General features: G+C 40.6%; 15 protein-coding genes. 2 read left to right on the top strand and 13 right to left on the bottom strand.

The annotated features are described in order from the left end of the window. Positions 1 to 43 precede the first annotated feature (43 nt). Both NSS81_RS25095 and NSS81_RS25090 read left to right on the top strand, forming a co-directional pair. Positions 44 to 1168 (top strand): S8 family serine peptidase, encoded by a 1125-nt coding sequence (locus NSS81_RS25095; protein ID WP_342431325.1) that lies wholly within the window; start codon positions 44 to 46, stop codon positions 1166 to 1168. 169 nt (positions 1169 to 1337) lie between these two features. Then, positions 1338 to 2069, top strand: coding sequence for a YheC/YheD family protein (locus NSS81_RS25090; RefSeq protein ID WP_342431324.1), 732 nt, complete (start codon positions 1338 to 1340; stop codon positions 2067 to 2069). 57 nt (positions 2070 to 2126) lie between these two features. Here NSS81_RS25090 and NSS81_RS25085 read toward each other — a convergent pair whose 3' ends face one another. The 13 genes from NSS81_RS25085 to NSS81_RS25025 form a co-directional block, all read right to left on the bottom strand. Further along, positions 2127 to 2810 (bottom strand): peptidylprolyl isomerase, encoded by a 684-nt coding sequence (locus NSS81_RS25085; protein ID WP_342431323.1) that lies wholly within the window; start codon positions 2808 to 2810, stop codon positions 2127 to 2129. A 166-nt stretch (positions 2811 to 2976) separates the two neighbouring features. Next, entirely contained in the window at positions 2977 to 3801 is an 825-nt protein-coding gene (locus tag NSS81_RS25080; RefSeq protein ID WP_342431322.1) for a cobalamin-binding protein, read from the bottom strand. Between the two features lie 37 nt (positions 3802 to 3838). Next, positions 3839 to 4267 carry a bifunctional adenosylcobinamide kinase/adenosylcobinamide-phosphate guanylyltransferase gene (locus NSS81_RS25075; RefSeq protein ID WP_342431321.1) on the bottom strand — a complete coding sequence of 143 codons (429 nt, stop codon included), beginning with the start codon at positions 4265 to 4267 and terminating at the stop codon, positions 3839 to 3841. Continuing rightward, positions 4222 to 4857 (bottom strand): histidine phosphatase family protein, encoded by a 636-nt coding sequence (locus NSS81_RS25070; protein ID WP_342431320.1) that lies wholly within the window; start codon positions 4855 to 4857, stop codon positions 4222 to 4224. The genes NSS81_RS25075 and NSS81_RS25070 overlap by 46 nt, the downstream gene beginning before the upstream one ends. Continuing rightward, on the bottom strand, positions 4809 to 5567 hold the full coding sequence (cobS, locus tag NSS81_RS25065; protein WP_342431319.1) for an adenosylcobinamide-GDP ribazoletransferase: 759 nt from the start codon (positions 5565 to 5567) through the stop codon (positions 4809 to 4811). Before cobS ends, NSS81_RS25070 begins: the two co-directional genes overlap by 49 nt. Continuing rightward, a complete protein-coding gene (locus NSS81_RS25060) occupies positions 5567 to 6115 on the bottom strand; it encodes a bifunctional adenosylcobinamide kinase/adenosylcobinamide-phosphate guanylyltransferase (protein ID WP_342431318.1) in 549 nt (182 codons plus the stop codon). Before NSS81_RS25060 ends, cobS begins: the two co-directional genes overlap by 1 nt. Next, positions 6112 to 7200 (bottom strand): threonine-phosphate decarboxylase CobD, encoded by a 1089-nt coding sequence (cobD, locus tag NSS81_RS25055; RefSeq protein WP_342431317.1) that lies wholly within the window; start codon positions 7198 to 7200, stop codon positions 6112 to 6114. Before cobD ends, NSS81_RS25060 begins: the two co-directional genes overlap by 4 nt. 15 nt (positions 7201 to 7215) lie before the next feature. Continuing rightward, positions 7216 to 8172 (bottom strand): adenosylcobinamide-phosphate synthase CbiB, encoded by a 957-nt coding sequence (gene cbiB, locus NSS81_RS25050; RefSeq protein ID WP_342431316.1) that lies wholly within the window; start codon positions 8170 to 8172, stop codon positions 7216 to 7218. Then, on the bottom strand, positions 8169 to 9680 hold the full coding sequence (locus NSS81_RS25045) for a cobyric acid synthase (RefSeq protein ID WP_342431315.1): 1512 nt from the start codon (positions 9678 to 9680) through the stop codon (positions 8169 to 8171). Before NSS81_RS25045 ends, cbiB begins: the two co-directional genes overlap by 4 nt. A 57-nt stretch (positions 9681 to 9737) precedes the next feature. Continuing rightward, positions 9738 to 10289, bottom strand: a complete 552-nt coding sequence (locus NSS81_RS25040; RefSeq protein WP_342431314.1) for a cob(I)yrinic acid a,c-diamide adenosyltransferase — start codon at positions 10287 to 10289, stop codon at positions 9738 to 9740. Positions 10290 to 10414: 125 nt separating this feature from the next. Next, complete coding sequence (gene cobT / locus NSS81_RS25035) at positions 10415 to 11458, bottom strand: nicotinate-nucleotide--dimethylbenzimidazole phosphoribosyltransferase (RefSeq protein WP_342431313.1); 1044 nt, start codon at positions 11456 to 11458, stop codon at positions 10415 to 10417. Next, on the bottom strand, positions 11455 to 12843 hold the full coding sequence (locus NSS81_RS25030; protein ID WP_342431312.1) for a cobyrinate a,c-diamide synthase: 1389 nt from the start codon (positions 12841 to 12843) through the stop codon (positions 11455 to 11457). Before NSS81_RS25030 ends, cobT begins: the two co-directional genes overlap by 4 nt. A gap of 33 nt (positions 12844 to 12876) precedes the next feature. After that, complete coding sequence (locus NSS81_RS25025) at positions 12877 to 14388, bottom strand: adenosylcobinamide amidohydrolase (protein ID WP_342431311.1); 1512 nt, start codon at positions 14386 to 14388, stop codon at positions 12877 to 12879. Position 14389: the final 1 nt, after the last annotated feature.

Here is a 14389-nt window from a genome sequence, read left to right as displayed (position 1 = left end):
ATCCCCTTCCTTTAAAAAATAATCTTATAAAGGAGATGTAGTTTTGGCAATAACTACACAACGTTTAATCGTCGGGTTTTACCCAAATGTAAATAAGGAAGAACGTGAAGAAATCCACTATAATATGGGAGCAACTTTAGTCCAAGAAATTAAAGAATTAAATGCCCATGTTGTAAGTGTACCATTGGAAAATGTTGATCAATATTTAGCCCAATATGCAACCAACGCAAAAATTCGCTATGTTGAAATAGATCGAATTGCTCACGCAACAGGTCTTTGTAGAATTATTCCTAATGATCCTAGTTTCGATTTACAATGGGGTCTTGAAAAAATAAATGCACCTGAGGCATGGTGCAGGGCAGTAATTACACCAGCAAATATCAATATAGCAATTCTTGATACAGGAATTGACCAAGATCATCCAGACTTAGTTGCGAGAATTGCTAGAAATGTCAATTTCACCACTTCACCAACGGTTGATGATCTTTTTGGTCATGGTACTCATGTAGCTGGGATTGCTGGAGCCATTACAAATAATCTTGTAAATGGTGCTGGGACAAGCTTTAATTCAGGAAACCTCTGGAATTTGAAAGTATTAGGTGATGATGGTTTTGGATTATTTAGTTGGATTGCAGCTGGAATTGTTGATGCAACAAATGCGGGAGCACATGTCATCAATATGAGCCTTGGTGGAGCAGATGGGTCGATAATGCTAGAAGACGCAGTAAACTTCGCATGGAATAATGGAGTAGTAATCGTTGCTTCAGCAGGCAATGATAATACGAACGTACCAGAGTTTCCTGCCGCTTATGTAAATGTGATAAGTGTCGCTGCAACGGATGAGGACGACCAAAAAGCCTCCTTTTCAAATTTCGGAGATGGAGTTGATGTTGCTGCTCCAGGTGTTGGCATCTACTCTACATGTCCGAATCATACAAATTCTATTGGGTGCATGAATTTTGGTCCGTTAAATGGAACATCAATGGCTTCTCCATTTGTAGCAGGTCTTGCCGCTTTGATAAGAGCCACATTTCCGTTATTAAGTAATCAAATAATAAGACAAGCAATAGAATCATCTACAGATGAAGTGCCTGGTTCAGGAGTATTATATCAATTTGGAAGAATCAATGCTGAAGCAGCCATGATTGCGTCTGAAACGGTATTATAAGAATAACAAACTGATAATTTTCCAGACTTAAATATTCTTTATAAGAGTACCCACTAGCGAAACGGATTTTTTTTAAGGATTATCTAACTCTCAAACTATTGCTATAAGAGATTTTTTTGTTCACACATATGATGAATATTATGCCGAAACTAGTGAGGAGTAGTAGTGTATGGGTGCTTTTGTAGGAAAATGGACAAAACATAAATTTCTGCTAAAAGAGAACGAGTTAGCTACTAATCTGCCTGAAACCCGCTTACTAAGGAAAAGTACTTTTCATGAGTTACTAGATAAGTATGGAGAAGTAATCCTTAAACCGAGCCGTGGCTTTCACGGAAAGGGAGTTATACTGGTTTCTACCTTAGGGAGTGAAAAATATTCCACCCACATAGGCAACAAGAAAATCATTCTTGAAGGTAAGCAGAAAGCCTACGATTTTTTAAGGGAAACAATTTCACGGCAAAAAAAATATATCGTGCAACAAAAGATAGTGTTAGCTAGTATTAATAATTCCCCTTTTGATATCCGAGTGATGGTACAGCGAAAAAGAAAATCGAATGAATGGAAGATAACTGGAAAGCTTGCCAAGGTGGCAGCAAGAGGTTATTTTACTACGAATACTGCACAGGCCGTCTTGCCTGTAATCGAAGCCCTCGATAGTTCTAGGATAAAACTTCTAAATGCTGATTTAGTAATAAAGGAAATTGATCAAGTTTCATTATTAACAGCAAACCATCTTATGAAATATTATCCCTCTCAGCGTACATTCGGATTGGATATTGGAATAGATGTTTATGGAAAAGTGTGGATTATTGAAGCGAATTTAACTCCTGGCATTTCTATGTTTAATAAGCTTGAGGACAAAAGTGCTTATAAACTGATGAGATGGTTTCGAAAAGGTTAAAGCAAAAAAACACCAGGAATCATCCAATTTTATGGATGTTTTCTGGTGTCTTTTTCATTATTGCTTTACTGGTTCAGGATAGTCAAATCCTTTTGTATCCACTTTTACGGTTTTCATCTTCTGTTCTTCGACTGGCAAATCTTGAGCACCACGTTCAGTAGCAACGATAGCATCAACGACTTCCAATCCCTCAACTACTTTACCAAAAGCAGCATATTCTCCATCAAGATGCGTTGAGTCTTTGTGCATGATAAAAAATTGGGAGCCAGCAGAATTCGGATCTTGGGATCGTGCCATGGAGAGAACTCCACGCTCGTGTTTTAAGGTATTATCAAACCCATTGGCTGAAAATTCACCTGGAATAGAATAATCTGGTCCACCCGTTCCGTTTCCTGCTGGGTCACCACCTTGAATCATAAACTCAGGAATCACTCGGTGGAAAATTAACCCATCATAAAAACCTTTTTCAATTAACGATACAAAGTTAGCAACAGTATTGGGTGCAATCTCAGGATATAATTCGATTTTGATTTCTTCATCATTATCCATTGTAATCGTGACGGTTGGATTTTCTTCAACCTTCGACGGGTAATCTGAATTCACAGCTGGCTTTTCATCCGAATTCCCTGATTTTTTGTCCGTTGACTGTTCCTTTTCTGCGTCTGTGCCACAGCCAGCCAACATCAATACTGCTAATAAAGCTACAAAAATGAATTGAAATGCTTTTTTGCTTACTAACATATTTCCCATCATACCTCCTGAAAAATCGGGGCACTTACCCCGGTGTGCTATAACTTTTGTTTACTGAGGATAACCCCAATTCCCACAATTTATTCTACTATATTGTTCAATGCATTGGTAGTAATTACCCAAACAAAAGACTTGGCACCGGAACTGCACTTTCCATTTAACCGCCTTCTCCCAGTAGAGGATCATGATTTTTAATAATCGGCGGAAAGATAGCGGGGTGAAGGATACTTGCTATCTTGTTTAAACCAAGTAATAGTCTAGGTGATGGTCTACAAAATAATTCTTCCTCTAATATATACAACTGATTATTTTTAATGGCCTCCATTTGCATAGAATCTGGACGTTTTAGGATGACTTTTGGATTAACTTTTTCCGTTTGTACACCAACCCATATAATACACATAACATCAGGATTTCTTTTTTTAACTTCCTCCCAATCTGTTTGGACACTGGCTTGAGCCTTATCTTGGAAAACATTCTTCCCTCCTGCAAGCTCACTAATTTCTGTTAACCAATTGGTAGCACCTGGTGTAAAAATTGGTTTTGCCCACCATTCCCAATAAATCGTTTTCGGCTTTTCTACTTGCTTGGACAATGATTGGTAGGTTTCAAGTAGTTGATTGTATTTCTCGTATACAAGTTTTGCTCTCTCATTGGTATTCGTCGCTTCTCCGACAACCAAAAGGCTCTCTCCAACCTCTGTTAATGTCTTTGGATTTGGGACGATGATATAGGGTATATTTCTCTTCTTCAGCTCTTCGATATTTCGCTCCATTCCAGGTACAGAAAGAGAGGCTAACACTAAGTCAGGCTGCAGCTGTTCAACTTTGTCCATATCAATATTCAAATCCGGACCGAGCCTTGGTAATCTCTGAATAGCCTCTGGCCAATCGGAGAAGTCATCCACACCTTTTAGCGAAGAGGTTAAACCTAAGTAAGCGACTAATTCCGTATTACTTGGACAAATGGAAATTAATTTCATCTATAAAACCTCCCTATTTTGCCGTCTAAATAAATAATTATTTCAGACTCCTCGATAATCCATTCCAGACATAGACTACTTGATCTGAAAGCTGTGCTGCATCCTGGGCAATCCAACCTGCAATATCTCTAAGCCTTCTATCCTTCTTTTGAAGCGGGACAATTCCCTTCCCCATTTCTAAAATAATTAAAACAATTTTACTTTTTCTTCTTTGCTCCTCTTCGAGCAGTGTTTGAAATAGAACTTTATATACGCTTCGAATGTCGTCATTGTTTTCACTAGTGGTAAGCTCATCCGCAATCCATTTTTCCCAGCCCTCGATCACTAATGTTGTCCCATGAAGCCAGTGGGTTTCCCAATCCTCTAATCGATCTCCTTGATAGGCAGATACCCAGCTACATAATACATTCGTTTCCTTTACTATTTTCCTTTTTCCTGAGAAGGCACCGCCAATAACGAGTTGCATACCCATTCCTCCTTTTGCCTTAGTAAGGTGAGTCGAATCCCCTGACCATGGGAAACGGATAGATCCCAAAAAGACATCGACGGTACAAACCGCGAGACAAGATAGCGGATAACGCCACCATGGGTCATTAGTAGAAATTGCTTTTTCCCATGTGGAGTGGTTTCCATACTCTGTTTAAATAAGTCCTGCAAAAAGGAATCCAATCTGTTTTTGAATGCATCAGATGACTCTCCATTTGGTATCGAGCCGTGCTCCCAATTATCAAGCCAATCCTGATACGTTTTCTCGTCTTTTAACTCGTTGTACGTTTTTCCCTCCCAGTCGCCAAAGTTTAATTCTCGTAATCTAGCATCGACAGAAATGGGTGCGGGAATGTTTAAATATGCTAAGGTTTCCTGACAACGACGTAAATCACTTGTAAAGGCATGGTCAAAACGTTGTGCCGTCAACTCTTTTTGAAGCTTTTCAAGCTGATCGAGTTCGCTATTTATTATGCTTCGATCCGTATGTCCTAAATACCTTTTCTGCTGATTCCAATCGGTTATCCCATGACGAACGAGAAATAAATCCATGTCAACGCAAGTCCCCATAATTCGCCTCCCTCAATTGCTGTACCTATTAAATCTCCATTTGATCCTTTAAATAGTTGTTTTACCCACGCTCCAAATATTCCAATAAATAAAATGTAACCTGGCAGTAAAAAGAGGAGGTCACGAAAGAAGCATAATGGGACCAATACTGAAATAACGGCATACAAACAATCCTTTTGATTTACATTCCTCTTCCATTCCCATGCCAAGCCCTGTTGCTTTGCAGTAGGTAGATTAATCATTAAAACAACCGCTCCTAACCGGGAAAAAGCGAGAATGAAAATAAACGAATACAGAGGAATAACTGATTGTAACAAAAAATAAATTATCAGCGTCTTCCATGCTAGTAAAAACAGGAGGGCAATAACTCCAAAGCTTCCTACATGGGAATCTTTCATAATCTCCCACTTTCTTTCAAGCGGAGCATTTGAGCCTACTGAATCTGCGACATCCATCCAGCCATCTAGGTGGAGTCCCCCTGTTAACCATACCCATAAGGAAAGAATAAGAAAGGTCATAACAGCTAAAGGAAGATAGGATTCTAGTGACCATGCAATAGCAGTGAGGATGGAGCCAAGTACCGCTCCGACAAGCGGATAACTTCTGATTGCCCATCTACTTGTCGTTTTATTCCAAGGGCTTTGAAGGGGAATGGGGATCCGTGTCAGAAATTGGATAGCAAGTATAAAGCCAAAGCCTATTTGCTTCATCACCTATCCCCCTTCCAATAAGTTGAAATCCCTGCCTGAACCTCCACTACTAGCTCTGATTGCTCGACAATCGTTTGATGCAGGCGCTGTAAAGAATAGATATAGGTAAGCACCACTTCATCCGAAAAGGGAATCCCTTCATTCACATCATTGGAAACAATTAACAAGTGAAATTCCCTTTCACGTGCCAGGCTTAACCAGCCGTTGACGGCCATTTCCGCCTTTTCTAAACTGTATTCCCACTCAAACAAGACATTACTTAACCATATGGTTAAACAATCTATGAGAATAACATCCTGTTTTTTGCAGGTTGAAAGAATCCGTTCAAGATCAAAGGACTCTTCAATCGTTTTCCATACCTTTCCTCTGTCTTGCTGATGAATTTCAATGCGTTCGACCATCTCCTCATCACTTTTTTTCGCAGTAGCAATGTAATAAAGAGAACCTCTTTGATTCTCCTCGTTGCCTTGGTTATATAATGAAAGAGCCGTTTGCTCGGAAAAATGACTTTTACCAGACCGCGCACCACCAGATATAAAGATAATCATGATTCCTCTCTCCACTTTTGGAGAATAGCTACCAATCGTTGATTCTCTTCCTTTGACCTGATCGCAAACCGTAGGAACTCCCCCTTTAGACCTTTAAAATTTTGCGAATGTCGTGGTAAGATTCCGTGTTTTACTAAAAAATAAAAAAGCTCCTCTGTTCGGTTTGGTTCCTTCTTATCTTGTAAAAGGTAAAAGTTTACCTGTGTCGGGGAAAGATAAAAATCCATTGTTTGTAACACCTCAAATAAGTACTCGGATTGTTCACGAAGCCACACTTTTGTATTCTCGACAAAGTGTCGATCTTCTAGTAGTTTTGGAACAACAGCATCCACTAGCGAGTTTATACTCCATGGAATTTGTTCATTTTTCAAAACGCGTATGATGGTTGGATGTGCCATCAGATAGCCAATTCTTAGCCCAGGGATGGTATACATTTTTGTTAACGAACGTAATAATATTAAATTTGGGTAAGAAGCTAACCATGTCGATAGGCTGGGAGTGGAGGCTGGCAGAAAATCGACAAAGGCTTCATCCACCACTACATATGTACCTGTTTTTTTACCTTCCGTTACCAACAGCTGCAAATCCTTTACAGCGATAACCGTCCCTGTCGGGTTATTGGGACGACAAAGGAAAATAACATCCTTCTCCTTTAGCTTTTCTCGAATAACGGGCATTGGTAAGGTAAATCCGTTTGTTTGCTCATAAAAAACATCTTCCACCTTGATATGGTAGTGCTTGCACGCGCGTTCATATTCCACGAAAGTTGGCTGAACAATCAGGGCTTTTCCTTTTTCGAAAAATTTTGCGACCAAGAAAATAGCCTCTGCTCCTCCATTTGTTAAAAGGATGCTGTCCTGTTCGATCCCTTCATGATTCGCAACTGCTGCGCTGCTTTTGGAATATGACGGGTCTGGATAACGGGTAACGGTCTCATAAACATTCGTTAATGTCTCCTTTAACCAGGAAGGTGGACCTAATGGGTTTAAATTCGCACTAAAATCGAGTAATTCCTCATTTAAATTTATATCTAAAAGTTGTTTTATAGATTCTGACTGTCCACCATGATTGGGCCACTTCATCATTTCACCTCATTTTAACTATCTAACCAATAGGAGGGAACATATACCGATAACAAGAAATACCATCCATCCTCCATGCATATATACGATGGCTTTTTCGATATCAGAAAGCAAAAACCCCCTTAATGGATCGCCCATTGTTGCCCTTACTGACTTTTTCCCGCGATAATAATTTATTCCACCTAACTGGATTCCGATTAAGCCGGCTACCATCGCCTCTGACCATCCGCTATTTGGACTTGGGTGTTTCCTAGCATCCCTCCAAGTGATTTTCCAGCCATTTCTCATTTTTGATCCTTTTATGACAAAGGCCGCAAGCCACATCGAATAGGCAGTGATTCTAGCAGGTAGCCAATTAGCAAGATCGTCAAGTTTTGCTGACGCCCACCCAAAATCCATATATCTGTCATTTTTATATCCCACCATCGAATCTAATGTATTAATGGCACGGTAAGCTAGCGCAAGTGGTGCTCCGCCAATGATTGCCCAGAATAATGGTGCGGTTATGCCATCGACTGTATTTTCGGCCACCGTCTCCACTGTTCCTCTTATCATTTCACTCTCTGATAAGCTCTCCGTATCACGCCCGACAATCATACTTAGCTTGCTCCTGGCTTCGACTAAATTCCCTTTTTCCAAAGGGTGCAGGACACTTTTAGCGGCAGACGAAAGTCCTTTTGCCGCTATTGTTGTTGAAATTAGATAAATCTCGATCAAGAGACCAACAACCCAATGCAAGTGATAGACGAGAAAGAGAAGAGCTTGGGTGATAACAAAAACAAAGGAAACGACGGTTATCGTAAGAGCGATTCCTTTTCTTTTTCTATTTTCACCGTTATTCCAGCTTTTCTCTAAATATGTAATCAGTTTCCCCATTAGGATGACAGGGTGTGGAAACAGTCGGGGGTCTCCAATCCACAAGTCTACTAGAATAGCAGCAACTATGATAAATACTGGATCCTGTAAAAAACTCATTGGTTCTGTCCTTGCTGGAAATCTGTCATTAATTGATATATTCGTTCCAACTGAATGTTTTCTCGAACCACTTTGGCTAATAAATCAAAGCCGTCTTCCCTTTTCTGGGCAAACGAGGCGCGATGATAAATCGGTTCTAACCTTTTTTTTGACCTGATTTCATTAAGAACAACCTCTCGCAATTGATCATTATGAAAGATACCGTGAAAATAAGTGCCAATTAGTTGCTTGTCCTCTGTGACTGTTCCTTCGCTTCGATCTGAAAGCTGAATAAAAGGGCTACACTCTTCTTCATAAAATGACTCACCCATATGAATCTCAAATCCTGTTACTGGAATCTGTTCCTCCCCAAAGCGAGCCATTCCTTCAGAGTGGGTCGTTGTCTTATTTTGAGTCATCAGGGTTTTCATTGGTATCAGTCCTAATCCCTCTGCCACCAAGTAGGAGGATTCAATTTTTTCCTTATCCTCGATGCTCGTCCCTAACATTTGATAGCCACCACAAATACCAACGATCATCGTATCCGTTTGTGCTAAATCAAGGATTCGATTGGCTAAACCTGATCTATGTAAAAACATCATATCCTCAATTGTATTTTTACTTCCAGGTAAAATAAGTAAATCCGGATTCCCTACCTCTTCTGCTTTTCGAACAAAACGAACATGACAATCCTTTTCCTCGAACAATGGATCGATATCGGTAAAATTAGATATCCTTGGATGACGGATGACAGCAATATCTATGTCCTTTGAAGTATCCATTTTTGACGTATAGCTATCTAAAACAACGGAATCCTCTGCTTCAATAAATAGATCATCAATATAGGGGACAACTCCCAGAATCGGAACCCCGGTATATTCCTCAAACCAAGTTAATCCTGGCTGTAATAGGGATACATCCCCTCTGAACTTATTAATGATGACACCGATGACTCTTTGTCGATCATCCGGTTCTAGGAGCTGTAAGGTTCCAACTAAACTAGCAAAAACTCCTCCTTTTTCAATATCCCCAACTAGAATCACCGGTGCGTTAGCAATTTGTGCTACTTGCATATTTACAAGCTCACGATCATTTAAATTAATCTCAGCAGGACTACCTGCTCCTTCAATGACAATACGCTCATAGCTAGTAGACAATTTATCATAGGATTCTCTAATTAACTTTAAGCCTTGTTGAAAAAAATCCTCTCGATATTCCCCAGCCTTCATGTTTTTAAAGGGCTCCCCGTGAACAACGATTTGTGATTCGTAGTTTCCACTTGGCTTTATTAAAATGGGATTCATATCGGTTGTCGCAATAATACCAGCAGCCTCCGCCTGAACTCCTTGGGCCCGACCGATTTCTTTGCCATCCAAGGTAATATAGGAATTCAAAGCCATGTTTTGTGATTTAAATGGAGCGGTTTTAAAACCATCCTGAACAAATATCCGGCATAAAGCAGTCACAATCGCACTCTTTCCAGCATCTGAATGGGTACCTTGAATCATTAGCGGCACAGCCTTTTCCATACACAGTAACTCCTCACTTTTCACTCAGGTGCTAGCAGACCAACACTGCTACCATCCTTAAAATTCGATCCCTTTTACAGCAGGTATACCCTCATCGTAGTAATGCTTTTCCGCTTCAATCACAGAAACGAGATCCGCGATTTCTTTTATTTCCTGCTTCGCATCCCTTCCCGTAATACAGAGATGGACATGGGGAGGTTTATTTTTAATTAATTCAAGGACTTCTTTTAAAGGCAAAACATCGTCGATGGGAAAGGTGTCAATCGCTAAGGCATTGTTAAGTTCATCTAAAATGACTAAATCGTATTCTCCGCTCATCACAGCATCCTTTGCCTTTGGCCAGCCAATCCTTAACGCTTCTCTATGCTCCTCTGGCGTCTTAGTCCAAGTAAAGCCGATGCCAAGCTGGACCATCTCAACACCCAGTTTTTTCAATGCAATTTGTTCTCCATAGGAACGCTGAGGTGATTTAATAAACTGAAAAATCCTCACGTTAAACCCTCTGCCTACACTTCTTAGTGCTAATCCTAAGGCAGATGTTGTTTTCCCTTTTCCATGACCTGTATACACAAGTGTTAAGCCTTTTTTCTTCTCACTTTCTTGTCCCATATTATGGACCTCCTCTGTTTTGTGAAAGTTCTGTTAAACTTGCCTGTTGATTTCCGCTCCAGGCGCTCCAATCAACATAGTTATTAAATCAACAATGTCCTTTAATAAGCAGTTGTGAAAGTAGTTTAACTTTTATTTGAAATTCCTGCTGAATCAAATGTGGCCATTTCTTTTAGCATCAATGTAGCTGATTGAATAATCGGATAGGCAATCGCGGCACCCGTACCTTCTCCTAGTCTGAGTCCCAAATCAAGGATTGGTTTCTTGCCTAATAATGAAATCGCCAATTGATGTCCTGGTTCAACGGATTGGTGCGTCACAATCATATAATCAGCGCTATTCGGAGAAATCTCTTTGGCAAGTAATCCTGCGATTGTACAAATAAATCCATCCAAAAGGATCGGTACTCGATAGCTTGCCGCAGCAAGCATGGCCCCTGCCATCCCGGCAATCTCCAGTCCCCCAACCTTACTAATAATATCGATAGGGTCCTCTGGATTGGGGTTTCTTACTTGAAGTGACTGCTTGATAACATCTACCTTATGTAACAAGGTTTCTTGTGAAATACCCGTTCCATTACCAACCAATGAAGCAACGTCGCTATTACTAAGAACAGCCAAGATCGCACTACTTGATGACGTGTTTCCGATCCCCATCTCACCTAGAATCAGACATTGGCAACCTTTGTTTAACATGTCCAATCCTTGCTCATAGCCTACGGCGATGGCGTTTTCTGCCTCTTCACGGGTCATAGCATCCTCCCGATAAAAATTGGCCGTACCATATCGAATCTTTTGATTGATTAAACTAGGATGTTCAATAACTTGGGCAACCCCAATGTCTATGATGTTGAGGAAGGCACCTATCTGTCTACTAAAAACATTTATCCCTGCCCCGCCACTTAAAAAGTTACGTACCATCTGCTCTGTCACGGCTTGCGGATAGGAGGAGACCCCCTCTTCCGTGATGCCATGATCAGCAGCAAAAACAAGGACACCTGGAGGGTCTATACTTGGGAAGGCTTCATTTTTCATTTCAGCCAATTCAATCGCGATTTCCTCTAATCTTCCTAGACTTCCTACTGGTTTTGTTAATGTATTGATATAGTCAGAGACTTGTTTCCCGATTTCCTTATTTACTTTTGGAACGGAATAGACCTGTTGACTCATCTTGTTAACCCCCTCGTTGATTTATACTCTACGCATTTTTCAATCCAATTCTCGACCATTTCAGGACATGAACCAAAGTGAAAATGAGTATACCCGGCAACTACATTGTTAATTATATAGCCTTCTTTACTAACTCCTCGCATCCCTTTCGTTTCATAGGCATACGGGACATCCTCATTAGCAGCCTGAAAGGAGGAGTAATGAAATTCATGCCCTCTTGCGGTTAGGCTGTTGAGAAGAAAATTGTCATTTTGACTAGTAATCTCTCTGTACCCTAAAGCTGCTAAATGGGACTGCATGCGGACGCTCCCAGGAATGACACCGACCATTTTGTACTTTTTCTCTTTCGTCGTTTCAATCGACTCCGTTAAGTACATGAACCCTCCACATTCTGCAAGTGTAGGAATTCCACTTTCAATCAACCTCTTCACTGAACGCTTTACTATTACATTCCCTTCCAGAACCTGGGCGAATTCTTCCGGAAAGCCTCCGCCTAGATAAAGGCCATCTACATCTTCAGGTAACTCTTCATCCTCCAGTGGCGAAAAATAAACGATTTCAGCACCGTTTGCTTCTAGTATTTCTAGATTCTCAGGATAATAGAAATTAAAGGCTTGGTCCTTTGCAACGGCAATTTTGACGACAGTTTCTTTCTTTGTATGAAAAATTGAAGATTCATTGTTCACCAGTAATGGTTCAGCCGTTGCTAACTCAAGGAGTTTATCTATATTTATTGTCTCACGGACCAATTCACCTAATTGATCAAAAAACGGATCCAATTCTCCTCTTTCAATCGAAGGAATAAGACCAAGATGTCTTTCTGGGATCTCAATCTCTAGCTCCCTCTTCAAATAACCGATAACAGGAACGTGGCATTCCTGTTCAATCGCCTTTTTTACGAGTTGAAAGTGACCTTCGCTCCCTACTTTATTTGCAATGACCCCGACAATATTGGGTCCTTCTGCAAACAGTTGAAAACCCTTAACAATAGCAGCTGCACTTCGAGCCATACTTTCACAATTAACCACCAGCAAAACGGGGCTTTTGGTGAGCATACTTATCTCAGCCGTACTTCCCTCATTTGTTTCTGGATTTTTTCCATCAAAAAAGCCCATCACTCCTTCGATTATTGAAATATCAGCACCATGACTTCCATGAGTGAAAATATCCAAAACTCTGTCATGTGTGAGCATCCAGCTATCTAAATTACGAGAAGCTCGATTGGTTACCGCTGTATGGTAGGAAGGATCGATATAGTCAGGTCCGCATTTAAATCCTTGGACGGTGAGTCCCGACTTTTTTAAGGCAGACATTAATCCGATGGTAAGGGTTGTCTTTCCGACACCGCTTCCCGTGCCGGCGATTACAATTCGTCGTTCTGTCACACTCATCTCCACCTTTTTCATAAAAATAATAGCTTACCTCGTAACACCTACCCTTTCAGAGGTAGTACGATACCCTTCTTCATGAACCCTTTTTAAATATTTTTTGAGAGCTTCCTGTGTTGCTTGATAGACTATTTGGCCAATTCCTCTTCCTACAATGGTTCCAGATCCAGCGTATGGTGTTTTTTCACCTTGCTGTGTTAGGCCAACTACGAGGGAATCTGTGGATGTTCCTGTAGCCAATGTATGGGATTCTGGATCTACTATCTTTAGATCGTGCAAGGCTTTTACTTTTGCTTCGGTAGCAGACATATACCCGTTTACAAGGGCACCATCCGTAAAATGAGCATCGATGAATACCATCGTGTTAATCGTCCCAACTGTTTGGACAGCATCTATAAATGACCTCTTTGTTATATCAACAGCATTTCCTACCCCTGCTGTTACAATTGCTACCATCTGGATTCCTTCTACTTCCTTTTTTACAATAACGACATCCTCAAGCATGACAGCCGTCATCATACCAACTGCTTGCACATAAGGAATAGAGTAATCAGTCATCCAGGATTGCAAATCCTTTTTTGGCTCTGATCCATTGTAATTTCTATCCACATGGAAATTACAAACATGCTTTACCCACTGAATTCCGTCACCGATTACCCCATTGGATATGGTTCGTAACGGTTGTTCAAATTGAATATGAAAATAGTTCTTTGTCTGTTTAATCCGATAAGAATTTTCAAAATCTAAAGGAAAACTAGATTTGGTATAGCTTGGTGTCATAAGAAGCTGTGGCTTTGGAAGCGTTGGATGTGAACCAGGCGTCACCTCCACCTCATAGACCTTTCTTAATTGATCCGCTTTTCTTAATATGTCTACATTTCCAACTTCTAAAAAGCTGCCATTATGAAGCAAGGCAATCCGATTGGCATAGAGCGATGCCACATTTAAGTCATGGAGGATAGCAAAGATGGTTAAACCCATACTTTGCTGTCGGTCCTTAAGTAAATCGAGCATTTGGAAGGTATGTTTGATATCAAGATGATTGGTGGGTTCATCTAATAGTAATATTTCAGGCTCTTGCGCTAATGCTTTCGCCAACAACACCCGTTGCTTTTCGCCACCACTAAGCATCCGGAAGGGAGTGGTCTTAAAGTGATGGGTATTTGTAAGTTCCATCACCTCTCTCATTACATCCAAATCTTTTTTCGAAAGCTGCTTTAGCAGCCCCTTTTGATGGGGATAGCGACCGAGACTGACGATTTCTTCCACGGTGTAATCAAATGAAACTTGAGCTTCCTGTGTGAGAACAGCGACTTTTTTTGCTTTCTCAAGCTTTGACAGAGTGGATATTTCTTTTCCAGAAAGAGAAATCTTCCCTTCAGTAATCGGTAACTGACCGGTAATAAGCTTAAAAAGGGTTGTCTTTCCACTGCCATTTGGTCCAAGAAGGGCAAAGAATTCACCTTGTTCAATCTCAACATCGACACCATTAATAATTGGAGGATAAGTGTGCCCACCCTTCAAACCTTGAACATTAATCATC

This window comes from Neobacillus sp. FSL H8-0543 (assembly GCF_038592905.1).
Classification (GTDB): Bacteria; Bacillota; Bacilli; order Bacillales; family Cytobacillaceae; genus Neobacillus.
Note: the sequence above shows the minus strand (reverse complement) of the source record. Positions and strands in the feature narration are given on the sequence as shown.

Bases quoted from the DNA above. Each gene is read 5' to 3' on its own strand.
- NSS81_RS25090 (WP_342431324.1), top strand. From the start codon at position 1,338: ATGGGTGCTTTTGTAGGAAAATGGACAAAACATAAATTTCTGCTAAAA.
- NSS81_RS25040 (WP_342431314.1), bottom strand. From the start codon at position 10,289: ATGGGACAAGAAAGTGAGAAGAAAAAAGGCTTAACACTTGTGTATACA.
- NSS81_RS25080 (WP_342431322.1), bottom strand. From the start codon at position 3,801: ATGAAATTAATTTCCATTTGTCCAAGTAATACGGAATTAGTCGCTTAC.
- NSS81_RS25075 (WP_342431321.1), bottom strand. From the start codon at position 4,267: ATGCAACTCGTTATTGGCGGTGCCTTCTCAGGAAAAAGGAAAATAGTA.
- NSS81_RS25025 (WP_342431311.1), bottom strand. From the start codon at position 14,388: ATGATTAATGTTCAAGGTTTGAAGGGTGGGCACACTTATCCTCCAATT.
- cbiB (WP_342431316.1), bottom strand. From the start codon at position 8,172: ATGAGTTTTTTACAGGATCCAGTATTTATCATAGTTGCTGCTATTCTA.
- cobD (WP_342431317.1), bottom strand. From the start codon at position 7,200: ATGATGAAGTGGCCCAATCATGGTGGACAGTCAGAATCTATAAAACAA.
- NSS81_RS25045 (WP_342431315.1), bottom strand. From the start codon at position 9,680: ATGGAAAAGGCTGTGCCGCTAATGATTCAAGGTACCCATTCAGATGCT.
- NSS81_RS25060 (WP_342431318.1), bottom strand. From the start codon at position 6,115: ATGATTATCTTTATATCTGGTGGTGCGCGGTCTGGTAAAAGTCATTTT.
- cobS (WP_342431319.1), bottom strand. From the start codon at position 5,567: ATGAAGCAAATAGGCTTTGGCTTTATACTTGCTATCCAATTTCTGACA.
- NSS81_RS25070 (WP_342431320.1), bottom strand. From the start codon at position 4,857: ATGGGGACTTGCGTTGACATGGATTTATTTCTCGTTCGTCATGGGATA.
- cobT (WP_342431313.1), bottom strand. From the start codon at position 11,458: ATGAGTCAACAGGTCTATTCCGTTCCAAAAGTAAATAAGGAAATCGGG.
- NSS81_RS25085 (WP_342431323.1), bottom strand. From the start codon at position 2,810: ATGTTAGTAAGCAAAAAAGCATTTCAATTCATTTTTGTAGCTTTATTA.